The organism is Kitasatospora sp. NPDC058063, from assembly GCF_042885395.1.
GTDB lineage: Bacteria > Actinomycetota > Actinomycetes > Streptomycetales > Streptomycetaceae > Kitasatospora > Kitasatospora lactacystinica.
The window spans coordinates 38,070-55,846 of sequence record NZ_JBHVSD010000016.1; the positions used below are offsets into that span (position 1 = coordinate 38,070).

The window sequence follows — 17,777 nt, forward strand, 5'->3', positions numbered from 1 at the left end:
GGGGAGGGGATCGGCGCCGCGACCGGGGGCGTCACCGGCTCCGCTGCGGAGGTTCCATGAGCGCTTCGTCCACCGCGCCGCCCCGGGCGCAGGACCGCACCCGGGCGCGGGTCCGGCAGGGCAGCACGCTGCTGCGCTGGCTGTTCACCACGGACCACAAGGTCATCGGGAACCTCTACCTGGCGACGGCCTTCGGCTTCTTCCTGGTCGGAGGCGTGCTCGCGCTGCTGATGCGGGCCCAGCTGATGGGGCCGGACACCGGGCTGCTGTCGAACGAGCGGTACAACCAGCTGTTCACCATGCACGGCACGATCATGCTGCTGCTGTTCGCCACCCCGACCTTCGCCGGGTTCGCCAACGCGATCATGCCGCTGCAGATCGGCTCGCCGGACGTCGCCTTCCCCCGGCTGAACGCCTTCACCTACTGGGCCTTCCTGCTGGGCGGGCTGATGGTGCTGAGCGGCTTCCTCACCACCGGGGGCGCGCCCTCGTTCGGCTGGTTCGCGTACGCGCCGCTGAACGGGCCGCTGTTCTCGCCCGGGGCGGGCGGGGACCTGTGGGCGTTCGGCCTGGTGGTGGCCGGCCTCGGCACCATCCTCGGGTCGGTCAACTTCATCACCACCATCACCTGCCTGCGGGCGCCGGGCATGACGCTGTTCCGGATGCCGATCTTCACCTGGAACGTGCTGTTCACCTCCGTCATGGTGCTGCTGGCCTTCCCGGTGCTGACCGCCGCACTGCTCTGCCTGGAGGCGGACCGCAAGTTCGGCGCGCACGCCTTCGACGCGGCGAACGGCGGGGCGCTGCTGTGGCAGCACCTGTTCTGGTTCTTCGGCCACCCGGAGGTGTACATCGTCGCGGTGCCGTTCTTCGGCATCATCAGCGAGATCGTCCCGGTGTTCAGCCGCAAGCCGCTGTTCGGCTACTACGGCATGATCGGCGCGACCATCGCCATCACCGCGCTGTCCATGTCGGTGTGGGCCCACCACATGTTCGCCACCGGCCAGGTGCTGCTGCCGTTCTTCTCGATGATGTCCTTCCTGATCGCGGTGCCCACCGGGGTGAAGTTCTTCAACTGGGTCGGGACGATGTGGAACGGCTCGCTGTCCTTCGAGACCCCGATGCTCTGGTCGATCGGCTTCCTGGTGACCTTCCTGTTCGGCGGGCTGAGCGGGGTGCTGCTGGCCGCGCCGCCGATCGACTTCCACGTCACCGACAGCTACTTCGTGGTGGCCCACCTGCACTACGTGCTGTTCGGGACGGTCGTCTTCGCCACCTTCGGGGGCTTCTACTTCTGGTGGCCGAAGCTCACCGGGAAGATGCTCGACGAGCGGCTGGGCAAGGTCCACTTCTGGATCCTGTTCACGGGGTTCCAGACCACCTTCCTGGTGATGCACTGGCTCGGCGCCCAGGGGATGCCGCGCCGCTACGCGAGCTACCTGGCGGTGGACGACTTCACGGCCCTGAACGTCTGCGCCTCGATCGGCTCGTTCCTGCTCGGGATCTCCAACCTGCCGTTCTTCTACAACGTCTGGCGGACCACCAGGTACGGCGAAAAGGTCGCCGAGGACGATCCGTGGGGCTGGGGCCGGTCGCTGGAGTGGGCCACCTCCAGCCCGCCGCCGTCGCACAACTTCCACGCGCTGCCCCGGATCCGCTCCGAGTCGCCGGCCTTCGACCTGCACCATCCGGAGGTGCCGGCGGAGGAGCCGTCGAGCGGCAACGCCGGTGTGCCGAACGGCCGTTCAGGCGGGCGGGGGAGCGGTCGGTGAAGGCGGAGGGATGGCTGTTCGCCGTCATGACGGCGTTCTTCGCGGTGACCGGACTGGTCTACGGCCTCTGGGCCCGGGAGCCGGCCGGCAAGGCGATCCTGGCGGTGGCGTTCCTGATGTCCGGCCTGGTCGCGCTGTTCTGGTTCGTCCAGCACCGGCGGCTGGGCGGCGGCCGGGCGCAGGACCGCAAGGAGGCCGAGATCGCCGAGGCCGCCGGGCCGGTGGGGTTCTTCCCGGCCCGCAGCGGCTGTCCGGTCCTCGCGGCGGTCGGTGTGACGGTCTTCGCCCTGGGGCTGGTCTTCGCCCGGTGGCTGATCGTCGTCGGCGCCCTGGTGCTCGCGTTCGCCGTCGCCGGCTTCATCTTCCAGTACCGCGACCACGACGCGGGCTGAACCGGCGCAGCAGCCGCCGGAGCGGGCCGCCCGGGGCGGGTTCGGGCGCCCGGACGGTGGGGGGAGCGGGGTGCGCCGGGGCGGTGAGGACGGCCGCCATCCGCTCCGACTCCCGCTCGGTGGAGGGGAGTTCGACCCGGTCGCGGTGGAACCAGGAGCTCGCCGCAGCCCGTACCCGCTCGTGCCGCGGCGCCCCCTGCAGGGCCGTGACCGGATCCGCCGCGGAGCGCGCCAGCAGCACGTACCGCTCGGCCTCGGGCACCGGGCGGCGGTGGCCGGAGAAACCGCCGTCGTGCGACTGGTCGATCCGGCCGGTCTCGTCGCCGTCCAGCAGCCGGGAGCGGTCCCGGGCCTGCAGGGCCAGGCAGAGGCGCCGGGTGAGCACGAAGACCACAGGCGGCAGCACCACCAGGGCCGTCCGCAGCACCACGGTGAGCGCGTTCACGGAGAGCTCGAAGGCGTACGCGATGACGTCGTTGCCGCCGGCGATCAGCAGCACCGCGAAGACGGTGATCCCGGCGGTGCCCAGCGCGGTGCGGGTGGGCCGGTTGCGCGGGCGGTCGCACAGGTGGTGCTCGCCGGTCCCGGGGTCGAGCCACCGTTCGACGAAGGGGTAGGCGTACAGCGCCGCGAACAGCAGACCGGGCACCACCAGGGCGGGCAGGAACACGTTCCACGACACGGTGTGCCCGAGCAGCCTGGTCTCGGTGGCCGGCATCAGGCGCAGCGCCCCCTCGATGAAACCGATGTACCAGTCCGGCTGCGCGCCCGTGCCGACCACGTCGGGGCGGTAGGAGCCGTACCGCCAGATCGGGTTGACCTCGGCGAGGAAGGCCGACAGCGCCATCACGCCGCCCACCGCGAACATCAGGCCCACCGTGCGGGTGAGGAACTGGGGGAAGAACGGCATCCCCACCACGTTGCGGTTGGTGCGGCCGGGGGCGGCCCAGTGGGTGTGCTTCAGCACCACCACCAGCGTCAGGTGCGCCCCGAGCAGGGCCAGCAGCAGGCCCGGGACCAGGAGGACGTGCACGGTGAACAGCCGGGGGATGACCTCGTGGCCGGGGAACTCGCCGCCGAAGGCGAACAGGGTGAGGTAGCTGCCGACCAGCGGCACCGACAGCAGGACGCCCTCGGCGATCCGCAGGCCGGTGCCGGAGAGGGTGTCGTCCGGCAGCGAGTAGCCGGAGAACCCCTCCAGCAGCGCGAGGTTGAACAGCGTCACCCCGATCACCCAGTTGAGCTCGCGCGGGCGGCGGAACGCCCCGGTGAAGAACACCCGCAGCAGGTGCACGCCGATCGCGGAGGCGAACAACAGTGCCGACCAGTGATGGATCTGACGGATCATCAATCCGCCCCGCACCTCGAAGCTGATCCGCAGGGTGGACGCGTACGCCTCGGACACCCGTACGCCGTCGAGCGGCAGGTAGGCGCCCCGGTAGACGACCTCGTTCATGCTCGGCCGGAAGAAGAGCGTCAGGTAGACGCCGGTCAGCAGCAGTACCACGAAGCTGTACAGCGCGAGTTCGCCGAGCAGGAAGGACCAGTGGTCCGGGAAGACCTTGCGCAGCAGCTCCCGGCCCGCCTCCATGACCGGCAGCCGTGCGTCCAGGCGGGTCGCGACGCGCTCGCCGGCGGACGGCTCGCGCCCGTTCGAAGCCCTGGTTTCGTCCACGGCAGGAACCTAGTGGGCCTCGCGGCGCACGGGGCGGCCGAGCGTCGCGGATGTCGCGGCGGGTGGAGGCAGAGCACTCCAACGGCGGAACGGGCAACGGGTGCCCGGGCGTCCGCATCGAACGAGCCTCCGGTGGCGGTGGCGATGATCCCCGACTCCACCAGGGCGGAGGCGTTCGGCGGCTACCCGGACGGCCGCGGCTGCGAGGAACCCCGGGGCGGACACTGACACCCACCGGGCGCTCACCGCACGGCAGTTGACGGCGGGCGGTTGCGGCGGACCGCCGCGGGAAAGGATCATGGCCGGCATGGTGCGACCGAGGAACGTCGTCGACCGCGGGTCCTTCGCGCTGCGGCGCTGGCAGGGACAACGGGACTTCGCGGCGGCCTTCACGCTGATCGAGGGGTCCCTGGCGCACCTGCGGCCCTGGGAGCCGTGGGTGGCCCGGCACGACGAGGAGCACACCCGCGCCCTGCTCAACCGGTGCGACACCTGGTGGGCGAGCGGCGAGGTGTACACCTACGCGATCACCGAGGACGGCGCCCCGGTCGGCATGTGCCAGGCCGTCCGCGCGGGCGAGCCCGGCGGCCGGCGCGTCGGCTACTGGCTGCACCCGGCCGCCACCGGCCGGGGCCTCGCCACCCGGGCGGTGGCGGCCCTGGCCGAGGAGATGTTCACCCTGCCGGAGGTGGACCACCTGGAGATCGTGCACGACCGGGCCAACACCGCCAGCGCCGCCGTCCCGCGCCGCCTGGGCTTCACCGAACTCCGGCGGGAGCCGGCCGCGCTGCCGCTGGCCCCGGCCGGCAGCGGGACCGCCGTGGTCTGGCGGCTGAACCGCCCCCAGGACGCCACCGGAGCGTGAGCCGGCCCCCCGGGGGTGCTGCCCGGGGCCGGCTCATCGAGCCGGGGTGCTCAGCCGACCGGCCCCGTCGTCGCGTGCGGCGCTACCGCCGGTTCGAGCAGCGACAGCGTCCGCCGCTGCGCGTCGAGGCCGACACGGATGCCGACCGGCATCGGCAGATTCGGGCCGGCATGCCCGAAATCGACGTTGCCCAGGACCGGGATGTCACGGTCCCCGAGGACGTCGAGGACGATCTCGCGCAGGGTCGGGGAGGCGCCGGGTTCGAGTCCGCCGATCTCGCGCGGAACGCCCACGACCATGCCGGCGATCCGATCGAGGATGCCGCTGTGCCGCATCACCTGCAGATAGCTCCACACGTACGACGCCAGGCCGCCCATCTCCTCCCAGAACAGCACCGCACCGTCGAACCGTTCGAGCGGCAGCGCGAAAGGCGTCGCCTGCGCCAGCACGATGCGATTGATCAGCCCGCCGATCAGCCGCCCCTCGACGCGACCGGGACGCCAGCACTCCCAGGACGGGCTCGCGGGCAGCGCACCGATCGGCTCGGTGCCGGTCAGCAACCCGAAGTAGAGCTTCTCGAGTTCCGCTCGGCGCGCCACGGGCACGGACTGCCAGTGTCCGCCGAAGCCCGGGACGGCCATGTCGGCGTGGAACCCGACCAGACCCGTGCGCGCATGGAGCACCAGATGCAGCAGTGAGATGTCGCTGTAGCCGAGGATCGGCTTGGGGTCGGCCCTGACCGCCTCGACGTCGATCAGGTCGAGGTAGCCGAGCGCCGTCTGACCGCCGTCACTCGCGACGATCGCGCGCACCTCGGGATCACGCAGAAGACCGTTGAGCTCCCCGGCGATCTCCGCCGGGGTGGCCGCGCTCCACCAACGGCGGCGTCCCGCTTCGAGGAGCGGAGCCCGACGCACGCGGAACCCCATCCGCTCCAGCACGACCACCGTCCGCTCGACGTTGGGCTCGTAAGCGGCCGGCAGCGGACCGGACAGCGATGCGATGACCACGAGATCCCCGGGCCCCAGGGCACGCGGTCGAAGCAGCTGAGGCAGGGCAGGACCAGTCATGGCGCCAGTGTCGCCGTTGCCCTGGGCAGGGTCACGCGATTTTCGCCGGTCGTCCGGCGCCACGCATGATCGCCCGGAAGGCTGCTACCCGAAGCGGGACACCGCCGCAATGACGACCTCCGACAAGTGGAGGCCGCATCTTCCGTGACGGCATGGCAAAGGCGGTGCCCCCCGGCGCGGATAGGCTCCGGACGACCGACACCTTGATCACGATCTCCGGATCGGAGAGGGCGCCAGCACGTGAGCATCCAGCAGATCACCCCCAAGCAGCGGGGCTACCTGATCGTCAACTCCCACCCGGCCGGCAGCGCGGCGACCGTCGACCGCCAGTGGCAGCGCATCGAGCCCGCGGCGCCGGCCGGCCGGGCCCCGGTCGCCCTGGTCCTCGGTGCCAGCGCCGGATACGGCCAGGCGCTGCTGCTCGCCGGGCTGCGCCGCCAGGGCATCCGCGGCATCGGCGTCGGCTACGAGGCCGCCGCCACCGAGCGGCGCACCGCCACCGCCGGCTGGTACCGCACCGCCGCGACCTCGGCCCTGGCCGAGCGGAGCGGGGGAGACCTCACCTTCGTCAACGCCGACGCCTACGCGGACGCCACCCGCGCCGAGGTGCTCAAGCTCCTCGCCGAGCGCTACGGCCCGGTCGACTACCTCGTCTACTCGCTCGCCTCGCCCCGGCGCACCGACCCGGCCACCGGCGAGGTCCACCACTCGGTGATCAAGCCCCTCGGCTCGCCGTACACCTCGCCGTCCCTGCTCTTCGAGGACGGCGCCCCGCGGATCGGCACCGTCGACCTCACCCCGGCCGACGAGGCCGAGCGGGCGGCGACCGTCAAGGTGATGGGCGGCGAGGACTGGCGGCTGTGGGTGCGGGCGCTGGCCGACGAGGACCTGCTCGGCCCCGGCTTCACCACCGTGGCCCTGTCCTACGTCGGCTCCGAGATCACCGCGCCGGTCTACCGGCAGGGCACGATCGGCGCCGCCAAGGAGCATCTGGAGGCCACCGCCCGTCAGCTGCAGACCGAACTGCTCGCCGACCGCGGCCGGGCGTTCACCGTCGTCGCCGGCGCGGCCGTCACCCAGGCGTCCACCGCCATCCCCTCCATCGCCCTCTACACCTCGCTGCTGCGCATCGTCCTCGGCGAGGACGGCTGGCGCACCACCGACGACCAGGCCGTGGACCTGTGGGAGCAGCTGACCGGTGCGAAGGAGCTCACCCTGGACGGGCAGGGCCGCATCCGCCTGGACGGCTGGGAGCTCGACCCCGCCGTGCAGGACCGGGTGCGGGAGCTGTGGGCCGACCCGGCGGGCGCGCTGGCCGCCGAGCCGGACGGCGCCGCCTGGTTCTACAACCAGTTCCGGCAGCTGTACGGCTGGGACGTCCCCGGCGTCGACTACACCACCGGCGTCGAGACCTCGGTGCCCTGGCCCGAGTGACCCGGCGGTGCGTCCACGGCGGCCCTGATGCGCTCCGGGAGCTGCTCGTAGGCGACGGGTTCGCCGCACAGCCGCCGTACGGAGGCCAGCCCCAGGCCGGCCTGCCCGGTGGCCTCCACGAGGGCGCGGGGCGCGACGTAGAAGTCCCACTGGCCGATGTCCAGCGGGTCGTAGTCGTCGTGGGTGCGTGCGGTGTGGAGGGCGAAGACGTAGACGTCGGCGTTGTAGGACTGCTCCGCCGCGACTCCGTCCTCGGGCGTCCAGGTGCGGCCGCGCAGCCGGGAGAAGCGGATCTCCGACAGCCGGCGCTGACCCCAGGCCTGGAGGTAGGCGCTCGTCTTCACCTCGATCCTGAGCCCGTCCGGCGCCAGGACGTCGAAGCTCTCCCACTCCGCGTTGCGCCGGACCGCGCCCACCGCCCGGTGGACCAGGAACTCGGCCAGCAGGCCCCGGGTGGTGTTCGTCCGGAGGTCGGGCATCGCGTAGCGCCAGAATTCCAGCACCGTCCCGGCGTCCGCCCCCCGGAAGGCCTCACAGCCCTGGAACGGTGTCGGCTCGGGCGGGGTGTGCCAGCGGGCGGGCGCGGCGGCGGGGTCGGAAGTCATCGCGCCAGCCTGCCACCCGCCGGGCCGGGGGTACTTCCCCGGGCCGGGGCGTGCCGACGGCGGTGGGTCAGCCGGGTTTCTCCAGGAGCAGTTCCAGCAGCGGCAGGGCCGCCTCCAGCGCACGGCACTGATCGGGCGTGAGCCGGGAGCTGCGCCGGGCCGGCAGGGCGGTGCGTTCGCGGCGGATCCGGGAGAGGGTCTCCAGCCCGAACGGGGTGGGGGCGAGCAGCTGGGAGCGTCCGTCCTGTGGGTCGGGGCTCTTGGCGACCAGGCCGTCGGCGACCAGCGGGGCGACGGTGCGGACCATGGACGGGACCGCCACGCCCTCGCGGGTGGTGAGTTCGCCGAGCCGCAGCGGCCCGTGCTGCTCCACCTGGGAGGTGGGGAGCGGGGCGGCGGCGCGGTGGGGGAGCGGGACGGCGCGCTGCCGCCCGTCAGCCCGCCGCCGTCCCGGACGGCTGCCGCCGGCCGCGGACCCGGTCCAGCAGCAGCACGAGGAGCACGGCCAGCAGGGCCGCGGCCAGTGCGTACACCGGCAGCCAGAGCGTGGTGGTGGCGGACAGGCAGTCCGCGACGGCGTGCCGGGCCTGCTGGTCCTGGGCGGTGGCGAGCGCGGCGCCGTCCCCGGCGGCGAGGTCGCCGAGGGCGGCCTGCGCCTGCAGCCGCGCGTAGTCGCCCAGGTGGGGGCAGTCGCGGCGGGTGCCGGGCATCGGGAACAGCCAGGACCAGCGCTGCATCGCGGGGGCCAGGGCGAGGGCCACGGTCAGGCCGATGACCAGCGCGTAGGCGGCCAGGCTCCGGGCGTAGCCGGCTCCCGCGTCCGCCGCACGGGTCGGCGGGCGGGTGGAGGAGAGGACCACCGCGAGGAGGGTCAGCCCGATGTAGGTGGAGAACCACTGCCACGAGCCGGAGGAGAGCGAGAAGGCGAGCACGGCGGCCAGCGCGGTGCCCAGGACACCGGCCCGGGGGCTCACCGCGAGGGTCGGAGCGGGCCCCGGGCCGGCTCGGCGGCTGCGGTCGTCCATGCGCTTGCTCCCCTGGCCGGATGCGGGCCACCAGTCTCCGGGCGCGGCCGCTCCGGGGCCCCGCACCATGCCGGTCCGTCCGCCGCCTCGCCCGGTTGGCGGGCGGCAGCGGCGGGCGGACCGTATCCGGGCGCCGCCCAGGGGCGGCCCGGCCCGGCCCGGCCCGAGGCTCAGTCCGGGTCGGAGATCAGGCCGGCTCGGGGCTCGGCCCGGCTCGGGGCTCAGGCCGGGTCGGGCGGCCACGGGCCGTGCGCCGCCACCTGGGCGCGCAGCCCGCGCAGCGCCTTGGCGGAGGCGATCCCGACCGCGCCGGTGACCAGGCCGTCGCGGACGCAGACGGCGGCGAAGCGGTGCTCCTCCAGGCTGCCGTCGACGACCTCGAACCGTTCGGCGCCGCCGGGCCGGCCGAACACCTGCACCCGCAGTCCGTACTGGTCGGTCCACAGGTACGGGACCGGCCGGTAGGCCTGCCGGGCGCCGTCCGGGCCGGCCAGCAGGTTCCGGGCCGCGTGCATGGCCTGCTCGGTGGCGTTGGTGCGCTGTTCGAGGCGCCGGTGGCGGCCGGTGCGCGGGTCGGGCCAGGCGGCGGCGTCCCCGGCCGCCCAGACGCCGGGGCCGGCGGCGCAGTAGGCGTCGCAGACCACGCCGTCGTCCAGCGGGACGCCGCTGCCGGCCAGCCACTCGGTGGCGGGCTCGGAGCCGACGGCCATCAGCACGGCGTCGGCGGCCAGTTCGGTGCCGTCGGCCAGCCGGACGCCGGCGGCCCGGCCGCGGTGTTCGAGCAGCCCGGTGGCCACGCCCCGGTGGAGCCGCACCCCGTGCTCGCGGTGCAGGCCGGCCAGCAGCGCGGCCGTCTCGGTGCCCAGGACGGCGGCGAGCGGCGCGGCGGTGGAGGTCAGCCAGGTCACCTCGGCGCCGAGGCCGACGGCGGTGGCCGCCGCCTCGGCGCCGAGCAGCCCGCCGCCGACCACCAACAGCCTTGTGCCCGGCCGCAGTTCCTCGCGCAGGGCGAGGGCGTCGGCGAGGGTGCGCAGCACGTGCGCCCCGGGCCGCGGTGCGTCGGCGCCGGGCAGTCGGCGCGGGCGGACCCCGGTGGCCACGACGACGGCCTCGCAGCGCACCCGCCGGCCGTCGGAGAGCCGCACGGTGCGCTCCCGGCGGTCCAGCCGCTCCGCCCGGACCCCGAGACGCAGGTCGAGCCGGAGCTCGTCCAGCGCCTCGGGGCCGCGCAGGGCCAGCCGGTCGGGCTGCCACTGCCCGCCGAGCAGGTGCTTGGACAGCGGCGGCCGGTCGTACGGCGGCTCCGGCTCGGCGCCGATCAGGGTGAGCCGGCCGTCGTAGCCGGATCTGCGCAGCGCCTCGGCGGCGTGCAGCCCGGCCGCGCCGGCGCCGACCACGGCCACTTCCCGCAGTGCGGTCACACCTGCTCCAGGTGGATCGCCGCGGCCGGGCAGACGGCGGCGGCGTCCTGGACGGCCCGGTGGAGCTCGGCGGGCGGTTCGGCGTCGAGCAGGACGACGATGCCGTCCTCGTCGCGCTGGTCGAAGACGTCGGGGGCGGCGAGCACGCAGTGCCCGGCGCCGCAGCACTTCTCCTGGTCGATCCGGACGAGCATGGTCTTCCTTTCGGAGCGGGTGCCCGGGGAGGTGAACTCCTCGGAGGGGCAGGTGGGTTGACGGGGTCGTGGCGGCTCCCGGGGGAGCCCGGGTCACCAGGCGACGGGCAGCTCGTGGACGCCGTAGACGAGCATCTCGCCGCGGAAGCGGATCTCCTCGAACGGTACGGCCAGGCGCAGTTCGGGCAGCCGCCGCAGGACGGTGGTCAGCGCGATCTGCAGCTCCAGCCGGGCCAGCGGCTGTCCGAGGCACTGGTGGCTGCCGAAGCCGAAGGCGAGGTGGCGGCGCGCGTCGCGGGTCAGGTCGAGCTCGTCGCCGTCCGGGAACTCCCGCTCGTCCCGGTTGGCGGTGTTGACCATGCAGATGACGCCCTCGCCCGCCGCGATCCGCACGTCGGCCAGGTCGACGTCCTCGGTGGCGACCCGGGTCACGCCGGAGTGCACGATGGTGAGGTAGCGCAGCAGCTCCTCGACCGCGCCGGGTACGGACTCGGGGTGCTCGCGCAGGTGGTCGAGCTGGTCGGGGTTGCGCAGCAGGGCGAGCACGGAGAGCGCGGTCATGTTCGCCGTGGTCTCGTGTCCGGCGATCAGCAGCAGCCGGCCCATGCCGCCGATCTCCTCGGTGCTCAGCTCGCCGCGCTCCACCAGGCGGCTGAGGATGCCGTCGTCGGGGCGGGCGCGCTTGGCCTCGGTGAGCTCGATCAGGTAGTCGACCAGCTTGGTCTGGGCGGCGGTGACCTCCTCGGCGGTGGAGTCGCGGCGCAGCAGGACGCGGCTGCACTCCTGGAAGAAGTCGTGGTCCTGGTAGGGGACGCCGAGCAGCAGGCAGATGACCAGGGACGGCAGCGGCAGCGCGAACTCGCGGACCAGGTCGGCGCCGGAGCGCCCGTCGGTCATCCGGTCCAGCAGCTCGTCGGCGATCCGCTGGACCTCGGGGCGCAGCGCCTCGACCTTCTTGATCATGAATTCGCCGGTCAGCATCCGGCGGAAGTGGGAGTGCTCGGGCTCGTCCATCCGGACGATGGTGGGCCGGCCGGTGTTCAGCTGCCGGGCGCCCGCGCTGATGAACGGGAAGCCGGGCCGGGTGGAGTCGGAGCTGAACCGGGCGTCGGCGAGGACCGCCTTGATGTCCTCGTGGCGGGTGACCAGCCAGCTGGTGGAGCCGTCCCACAGGGAGACGCGGCTGACCGGCTCCTCCTGCCGGGCCTGCCCGTAGGCGGGCGGCGGGGCGAACGGGCAGGTGCCGCGGGCGGCGGGGTGGGTGAAGCGCGGGGTCTTCTCGGCGGTGGCCATCAGTGAATCCCCTTCCGGGAGTTGAGCCGGGCCATATTTACGTGCCGAAAGCAACTAACTGAACGTCACGGTAGCTCGCGTTCCGTGGTGGCGGAAGGGCGCACCGGGCGTCGGCCGAATCTGTCCGAAATCCGGCCACGGTTCCACGCCCCGGCCACCGCCCGAACCGGATCGCTACAGTTCCCCCATGTCGGACGAAGAAGACGCCGAAGACGATCGGACCACCGCCCGCGGGCCGCAGAGCCCGGACGGCCTGGACGGCCTGGAGGACGTACTGGCCACACTGGCCTACCTGCTGACGCGCTCCCAGGAACACGAGCGCCGCACCGCCCGGGCCGGCATCACCGCCGCCCGATCGGACGTCTACCTGCTGCGCGCGCTCGCCGAGGGCGCGGGAGCCAGCCGGGTGAGCGACCTGGCCGACCGCCTGATGGTCAAACCCTCCCACGTCACCCGCCAGATCGACCGCCTCCAGGGCCAGCAACTGGTGGAACGCAGCCAGGACGCCCAGGACCGGCGGGCCCGCCAGGTCGCCATCACCTCCGGTGGGCGGGAAGTGCTGGATCGTCTGAAACAGGCCAACATCATCGGGCTCGCCGACGCGCTGGACGGCGTCCCCGAGACGGACGTCGTCACCACCGCCACCGTGCTGCGCCACCTGATCGACCGGTACGTGCACCGGGTGCGCACCACGGGAGCCGACGACGACCGGCTCCCGGACCGGGCCGACGCCGGCCCCGGCGCCCCGGAGGCGGTGGCCCGGCTCGGCGCCGATCCCGCCCCGGAACCGGTGGCCGGGCTCAGCACCGCCGCGTACGACGGCGGTTGAGCCGGGGGAGCACCCGGGTACGTCACCCGGCATGTCGGACGAGAAGAACCGTGCCGTGGCCGAGGCGATCCTCCCGCTCGTCGGTGGCGCCGCCAACATCCGCTCGGTCGCCCACTGCATGACCCGGCTGCGGCTGGGCCTGGCGGACCGCTCCCTGGTCGACACCGAGGCGCTCCGGGCGCTGCCGGAGGTCCTGGGCACGGTCGAGGACGACACCTACCAGATCGTGCTCGGGCCCGCCGCCGTCGCCGGGGTCACCGCGCGGCTGCGCCACCTCCTGGAACCGCCCGGTGCGCCGGGCGGGGCGGGCAGGGCGGATGGGGCGCCGGCCGGGGTCGGCACGGACGGCGAAGCGGCCGTACGGGAGGCGGCCGCCGGGCGGGACGGACCGGCGGCCGCCCCCACCGCCGAGGACCTCGCCGGGCGCGGCGAGCACATCCGGGCGCGCGCCCGGGTACGCAACGCGACCCCGGTGAAACGGGCGCTGCGCCGGATCGCCGACATCTTCGTCCCGCTGATCCCCGCCCTGATCGGATGCGGGATCGTCGCCGGTCTCGCCGGGGCCCTCGCCAACCTCGGCTGGGCACCGGCGCTGGTCACCGCTCTCGGCCCGGTCTCCTCCGGGTTCATGTCCCTGATCGCGGTCTTCGTCGGCTACAACACGGCGAAGGAGTTCGGCGGCACACCCGTGCTCGGCGGAGCCGTGGCCAGCGTGATTGTCTACGCGGGCGTCACCAAGGTGGAGGCCTTCGGCCACCACCTCACCCCCGGGCAGGGCGGCGTGGTGGGCGCGCTCGGCGCCGCACTTCTGGCCGTCCACCTGGAACGCTGGACCCGCCGACTGGTGCCCGCCGCCCTGGACGTGCTGATCACCCCCACCGTCACCGTGCTGCTCGGCGGGCTGGCCGCGCTCTTCGGCCTGATGTTCGTCGCCGGGGAGATCTCCACCGCCATCGGCCACGCCGCCACCTGGCTGCTCGCCCACGGCGGCCTGCTCGCCGGACTCGTGCTCGGCGGCCTCTTCCTGCCGCTGGTCATGCTCGGGCTGCACCAGGCGCTGATCCCGATCCACACCACCCTCATCCAGCAGCAGGGCTCCACCGTCCTGCTGCCGATCCTCGCGATGGCCGGCGCCGGGCAGGTCGGCTGCGCCGTGGCCGTCTACCTGAGGCTGCGCCACAACGCCTCGATCCGGGCCACCATCAGGTCCGCCCTCCCGGCGGGCCTGCTCGGCGTCGGCGAGCCCCTGGTCTACGGCGTCACCCTGCCGCTGGGGCGCCCCTTCATCACCGCCTGCATCGGCGGCGCGGCCGGCGGCGCCTTCATCGGGGTCGCCGGCCAACTCGGCAGCACGGTGGGCTCCACCGCCATCGGCCCCTCCGGCTGGGCCCTCTTCCCCCTGCTGGCCGGCCCGCACGGACTCCTCGCGGGCGCCGCCGTCTACGGCGGCGGACTGCTGACCGGCTACCTCGCGGGCTTCCTGGCCACCTACTTCTTCGGCTTCACCCGCGAAACCCTCGCCGAGTACAACGCCCCGGCCGCCGAGCCGGACCGGACGGTGGAGTAGCCCGCCCCCAGCCCCTCGTTCGCACGTGAGCGCCACGATCGGGTGATGTCTCGGCCCGCCGGTTCGCACTCGGAGTGTTGCGGCCGGACGGGGGACGGGGGTCACTACGTTGAGGGTCCGGGTCATGCGGCCGTGTCATCGACAGGCACGGCCGGGAGGAGCTGGACCGGAATCGGCCGAGCACCGTTCCGTCATGACGTGATGCCACTGACAGTGCCGGGCCGCGCCCCGGGGCTTGCACGAGGGAGAATCCGTGATCTCGAAGACCAAGAGGGCCATCTGTTCCATGGCCATGGCGTTCGCCGCAGCCGCCACGGCCACCGTCGGCCTGCCGGGCGGCGACGCCTTCGCCATCGACCACGTCCAGTGCGACGGGGGCCGCAATGACTTCCTGAAGATCTGGTCGCACCTCGACGGCCGTGACAGCGTCGACTGCTACGCGAACGGGGGGAGGACCGACTTCGGCGGCTGGTGGGTCGACCGGATCTCCACGGGCAACAACGACCTGACCTACTACGACGTGAACGGTGACTCCGTGAGGATCGAACGCTGGACCGACATCACCTTCCCGAACCGACCGCCGAGGGTTGCCGCCATCCAGATCGGGTGACACGGGGCGCCGGTCGCTCCACATGCTGATGCCGGTCACGCCTCTCCGGGCGTGACCGGCATCAGCGCGTGCGGCAGGTCGGCCACTTCGCGGCCGACCGTGTTCCAGCCCTGGTCCCGACGGGAGTCCGGAACAGGTGCGGGCCGCCGCCGATCGGGTCGGGGGCGGCCCGGGCGGGTGAGGGGCGGGGGCGGCGGGGGTCAGGTGGCCAGGAAGCGCTCCCGGTGGATCTGGTCGGACGGGACGCCGGCGAGTGCGGCGGTGTGCAGGACGGCGTCGACCAGGGGTGGCGGGCCGCAGACGTACAGGTCGGGTGTGGTGGTGCCGAGTTCGGGGAGGGCGGCGGCCAGGAGGTCGGCCGGGGTGCCGGTCGGTCCGGACCAGTCGGGGCCGGGCTTCCGGACGCAGATGTCGTACCGGAAGCCGGGCAACTCGGCTGCCACGGCGGCCAGTTCGTTCAGTCCGAAGACGTCCTGCGGTTCGTTGACGCCGAGGAGGAGTCGGGCGGGCTGCGGGTCCTGCCACTCGGCCATCCGGCGGACCATCGCCAGCAGCGGGGCCAGGCCGGTGCCGCCGGCCACGAACCAGCGTGGACGCAGGCCGGTTTCGTGGAGGCCGAAGGCGCCCTGCGGGCCGTGCACGGTGAGCCGGTCGCCGGGGCGGGCCCGGTCGGCGAGGTAGGTGGAGAAGTGCCCGCCGTGCCGCAGTCGGACGAAGAACTCCAGGCGCCCCTCCCAGTTGCCGGTGTTGGCGAGGGAGTACGCGCGGCGGACCTCGCTGCCGGGAGCCCGGAGCTCCATGAACCGGCCCGGGTCGAACTGGCAGTCCGGGTCGTCGAGGCGCAGCTCCAGCCGTACGGTGTCCGGTGTCACCGGCTCCACCGCGGTGAGGGTGGCTTCGCGGACCGGGATGCCGCCGTACAGGATGCGGGACTGTTCGTACGGCAGGGCGGCGGTCAGCGGTCCGCACGGGAAGGTGCGGCAGAGCAGCACCTCGCCGTGCTCGCGTTCGCCCGGGGGGAGGGCCTGCTCGCTGTGCGGGCCGAGTTCGTACGGGCCGTCGGTGACCGAGGCGTGGCAGGAGCCGCAGGTGCCCCGGCGGCAGGAGGCCGGGAGGGCGGCGCCGGCCTCCGCCGCGGCTTCCAGGACGCTGCGGCCGGGGGCGCAGTCGAACTCCAGCCGGCCGCCGTCGCTGGTGGTGAGGGTGACGGGGTGCGAGCCGGTCGCCTCCACCGGGTCGGCGGTGCTCATGACGCCGTCCGTTCGAGGGCCGCGGCCAGGTCGGCCGTCGGGTCGCCGATCACCCGCAGGTCGAACCGCTTCACCAGCTCGTCGACCAGGGCGGGGGTCAGGAAGCCGGGCAGCGAGGGGCCGAGGTGGATGTTGCGGATGCCCAGGGCGAGCAGGGTGAGCAGCACGGCGACGGCCTTCTGCTCGGTCCAGGACAGCGCCAGGGTGAGCGGCAGGTCGTTGACCTCGCACTCGAAGGCGTCGGCCAGCGCGGTGGCGATCCGGATGGCGGAGTAGGTGTCGTTGCACTGGCCGAGGTCCAGCAGCCGGGGGAGGCCCGCGATCTCGCCGAAGTCGTGCCGGTTGAAGCGGTACTTGGCGCAGCCGAGGGTGAGCACCACGCTGTCCCGGGGCGCGCCGAGGGCGAAGTCGGTGAAGTAGTCGCGTCCGGGGGTGGGGCCGTCGCAGCCGCCGATCAGGAAGAAGTGACGGATGGTGCCCTGCCGTACGGCGTGGACCACCTGGTCGGCGACCGCGAGCACGGCGTCCCGGCCGAAGCCGACGGTGACGGCCTCCTCGTCGGCGGCGGTCTCCGGGAATCCGGGCAGGGCGTGGGCGGCCTGGATCAGTGGACGGAAGTCGTGGTCGGCGAGGTGCCGGACGCCGGGCCAGCCGACCGGTCCGGCGGTGTAGATCCGGCGGCGGTAGCTGACGTGCGGTTCGATGATGCAGTTGGAGGTCATCAGGATGGGGCCGGGGAAGGCGGCGAACTCCTGCTGCTGGTCCTGCCAGGCGCCGCCGTAGTTGCCGGCCAGGTGCGGGTGGGCCTTGAGCAGCGGGTAGGCGTGGGCGGGGAGCATCTCGCCGTGGGTGTAGACGTTGATGCCCTGGTCCCTGGTCTGCACCAGGACGGCTTCCAGGTCCCGCAGGTCGTGGCCGCTGACCAGGATCGCCTTTCCGGCGACGGGGGTGGTGCGCACCGTGGTGGGCTGCTGGGGGCCGTAGGTGCCGGTGTTGGCGGCGTCGAGCAGTTCGATCGCGGCGAGGTTCAGCCGGCCGAGGCCGACGGCGCGTTCCAGTAGCTCGGCGGGGTCGGTCGGCTCGTCGGCCAGGTAGGCGAGGGCGTCCTCGACGCCGCCGAGGACCTCGGCGCTGCGGCGGCCGAGCACGTCGGCGTGGTGGGCGTAGGCGCAGATGCCCTTGAGCGCGTAGAGGTGGAGCGAGCGGAGCCCGACGACCTCCGGCCCGACCAGGGGGAGCCCGAGGTTGACCCGGACGTCCGGGGCCTGGCCCACCAGCGTCGCCGGGTCCGCCCCGGGGGTCCAGGCGGCGGGCCCGGTGAGCGTCTGGGGCTCCTGGCCGGCGGCGCGCGCGGCCCGCTCGTAGCGCTCCTTGGCCCGGGTGCGGACGCCGATGGCCAGCTGGATCAGGGCGGCGAAGCGGGTGGGGTTGAAGTTGACGTTGGTGAGCGTGGTGAAGACCGCGTACAGGACGAAGGCGGCCGCCTCGTCGTCCGGGTCGCCGAGGGCGCGGGCCCTGGCGGCGTACTGGGAGATGCCCTTGACCGCGTGGACGAGCAGGTCCTGGAGGTCCGAAGTGGGGGAATCCTTGCCGCAGTTGCCGATCGGACCGGCGCAGCCGGGGGTGGCGCCGGTGCGGTCGGTCTGTTCGCACTGGAAGCAGAACATGCGGGTCCTCCGGGGACTCGTGGTGTCGTTCGGGCGAGGCGGCGGGTGGGCCTCGACGCGTCCAGGATGGGGGCGGCGCTGACGGCGCATCAGGGCCGGAGGACCCCA

General features: G+C 73.6%; 17 protein-coding genes. 7 read left to right on the plus strand and 10 right to left on the minus strand.

Going from position 1 to position 17,777, the window contains the following annotated elements; translation table 11 throughout:
• The first annotated feature begins 56 nt into the window (after positions 1 to 56).
• Both ctaD and ACFVUY_RS26100 read left to right on the plus strand, forming a co-directional pair.
• Positions 57 to 1,772, plus strand: a complete 1,716-nt coding sequence (ctaD, locus tag ACFVUY_RS26095; RefSeq protein WP_387733733.1) for a cytochrome c oxidase subunit I — start codon at positions 57 to 59, stop codon at positions 1,770 to 1,772.
• Positions 1,769 to 2,164: a cytochrome c oxidase subunit 4 gene (locus ACFVUY_RS26100; protein WP_359903165.1), complete on the plus strand. Its 396-nt coding sequence runs from the start codon at positions 1,769 to 1,771 to the stop codon at positions 2,162 to 2,164. Before ctaD ends, ACFVUY_RS26100 begins: the two co-directional genes overlap by 4 nt.
• On the opposite strand, the gene ACFVUY_RS26105 is transcribed toward ACFVUY_RS26100, so the two are convergent.
• Positions 2,130 to 3,839 carry a cytochrome bc complex cytochrome b subunit gene (locus ACFVUY_RS26105; RefSeq protein WP_387733736.1) on the minus strand — a complete coding sequence of 570 codons (1,710 nt, stop codon included), beginning with the start codon at positions 3,837 to 3,839 and terminating at the stop codon, positions 2,130 to 2,132. The genes ACFVUY_RS26100 and ACFVUY_RS26105 overlap by 35 nt on opposite strands.
• Positions 3,840 to 4,146: 307 nt before the next feature.
• On the opposite strand from ACFVUY_RS26105, the gene ACFVUY_RS26110 reads away from it, so the two are divergent.
• Positions 4,147 to 4,704, plus strand: a complete 558-nt coding sequence (locus ACFVUY_RS26110; protein WP_387733739.1) for a GNAT family N-acetyltransferase — start codon at positions 4,147 to 4,149, stop codon at positions 4,702 to 4,704.
• 50 nt (positions 4,705 to 4,754) lie between these two features.
• Here ACFVUY_RS26110 and ACFVUY_RS26115 read toward each other — a convergent pair whose 3' ends face one another.
• A complete protein-coding gene (locus ACFVUY_RS26115) occupies positions 4,755 to 5,774 on the minus strand; it encodes an LD-carboxypeptidase (protein ID WP_387692221.1) in 1,020 nt (339 codons plus the stop codon).
• Positions 5,775 to 6,014: 240 nt separating this feature from the next.
• Here ACFVUY_RS26115 and ACFVUY_RS26120 point away from each other — a divergent pair, with 240 nt between their 5' ends.
• Complete coding sequence (locus ACFVUY_RS26120) at positions 6,015 to 7,208, plus strand: enoyl-[acyl-carrier-protein] reductase FabV (protein WP_387733741.1); 1,194 nt, start codon at positions 6,015 to 6,017, stop codon at positions 7,206 to 7,208.
• On the opposite strand, the gene ACFVUY_RS26125 is transcribed toward ACFVUY_RS26120, so the two are convergent.
• The 6 genes from ACFVUY_RS26125 to ACFVUY_RS26150 all read right to left on the minus strand — a co-directional run bounded on the left by ACFVUY_RS26125 (position 7,166) and on the right by ACFVUY_RS26150 (position 11,746).
• The gene (locus ACFVUY_RS26125) at positions 7,166 to 7,813 is read right to left on the minus strand and encodes a hypothetical protein (protein WP_387733744.1); all 648 of its coding nucleotides are present in this window, start codon (positions 7,811 to 7,813) and stop codon (positions 7,166 to 7,168) included. The two genes, ACFVUY_RS26120 and ACFVUY_RS26125, sit on opposite strands and share 43 nt — an antisense overlap.
• Before the next feature lie 67 nt (positions 7,814 to 7,880).
• A complete protein-coding gene (locus tag ACFVUY_RS26130; protein ID WP_387733747.1) occupies positions 7,881 to 8,186 on the minus strand; it encodes a MarR family winged helix-turn-helix transcriptional regulator in 306 nt (101 codons plus the stop codon).
• Between the two features lie 61 nt (positions 8,187 to 8,247).
• Complete coding sequence (locus tag ACFVUY_RS26135; protein WP_387733749.1) at positions 8,248 to 8,838, minus strand: hypothetical protein; 591 nt, start codon at positions 8,836 to 8,838, stop codon at positions 8,248 to 8,250.
• 221 nt (positions 8,839 to 9,059) lie between these two features.
• Positions 9,060 to 10,259 (minus strand): NAD(P)/FAD-dependent oxidoreductase, encoded by a 1,200-nt coding sequence (locus ACFVUY_RS26140; protein ID WP_387733752.1) that lies wholly within the window; start codon positions 10,257 to 10,259, stop codon positions 9,060 to 9,062.
• Positions 10,256 to 10,453, minus strand: a complete 198-nt coding sequence (locus ACFVUY_RS26145) for a ferredoxin (protein ID WP_359903142.1) — start codon at positions 10,451 to 10,453, stop codon at positions 10,256 to 10,258. Before ACFVUY_RS26145 ends, ACFVUY_RS26140 begins: the two co-directional genes overlap by 4 nt.
• A gap of 93 nt (positions 10,454 to 10,546) precedes the next feature.
• Positions 10,547 to 11,746 (minus strand): cytochrome P450, encoded by a 1,200-nt coding sequence (locus ACFVUY_RS26150; RefSeq protein ID WP_387733755.1) that lies wholly within the window; start codon positions 11,744 to 11,746, stop codon positions 10,547 to 10,549.
• A gap of 187 nt (positions 11,747 to 11,933) precedes the next feature.
• On the opposite strand from ACFVUY_RS26150, the gene ACFVUY_RS26155 reads away from it, so the two are divergent.
• The 3 genes from ACFVUY_RS26155 to ACFVUY_RS26165 all read left to right on the plus strand — a co-directional run bounded on the left by ACFVUY_RS26155 (position 11,934) and on the right by ACFVUY_RS26165 (position 14,752).
• The gene (locus tag ACFVUY_RS26155; protein ID WP_387733758.1) at positions 11,934 to 12,575 is read left to right on the plus strand and encodes a MarR family winged helix-turn-helix transcriptional regulator; all 642 of its coding nucleotides are present in this window, start codon (positions 11,934 to 11,936) and stop codon (positions 12,573 to 12,575) included.
• A 31-nt stretch (positions 12,576 to 12,606) separates the two neighbouring features.
• Complete coding sequence (locus ACFVUY_RS26160) at positions 12,607 to 14,142, plus strand: PTS transporter subunit EIIC (RefSeq protein WP_387733761.1); 1,536 nt, start codon at positions 12,607 to 12,609, stop codon at positions 14,140 to 14,142.
• A 292-nt stretch (positions 14,143 to 14,434) separates the two neighbouring features.
• Complete coding sequence (locus ACFVUY_RS26165) at positions 14,435 to 14,752, plus strand: beta/gamma crystallin domain-containing protein (protein WP_387692299.1); 318 nt, start codon at positions 14,435 to 14,437, stop codon at positions 14,750 to 14,752.
• Between the two features lie 200 nt (positions 14,753 to 14,952).
• Here the strand turns inward: ACFVUY_RS26165 and ACFVUY_RS26170 are convergent, their stop codons facing one another.
• The gene (locus ACFVUY_RS26170; protein WP_387733764.1) at positions 14,953 to 16,002 is read right to left on the minus strand and encodes an FAD-binding oxidoreductase; all 1,050 of its coding nucleotides are present in this window, start codon (positions 16,000 to 16,002) and stop codon (positions 14,953 to 14,955) included.
• The gene (hcp, locus tag ACFVUY_RS26175; protein ID WP_387733766.1) at positions 15,999 to 17,669 is read right to left on the minus strand and encodes a hydroxylamine reductase; all 1,671 of its coding nucleotides are present in this window, start codon (positions 17,667 to 17,669) and stop codon (positions 15,999 to 16,001) included. Before hcp ends, ACFVUY_RS26170 begins: the two co-directional genes overlap by 4 nt.
• Between the last annotated feature and the right edge of the window lie 108 nt (positions 17,670 to 17,777).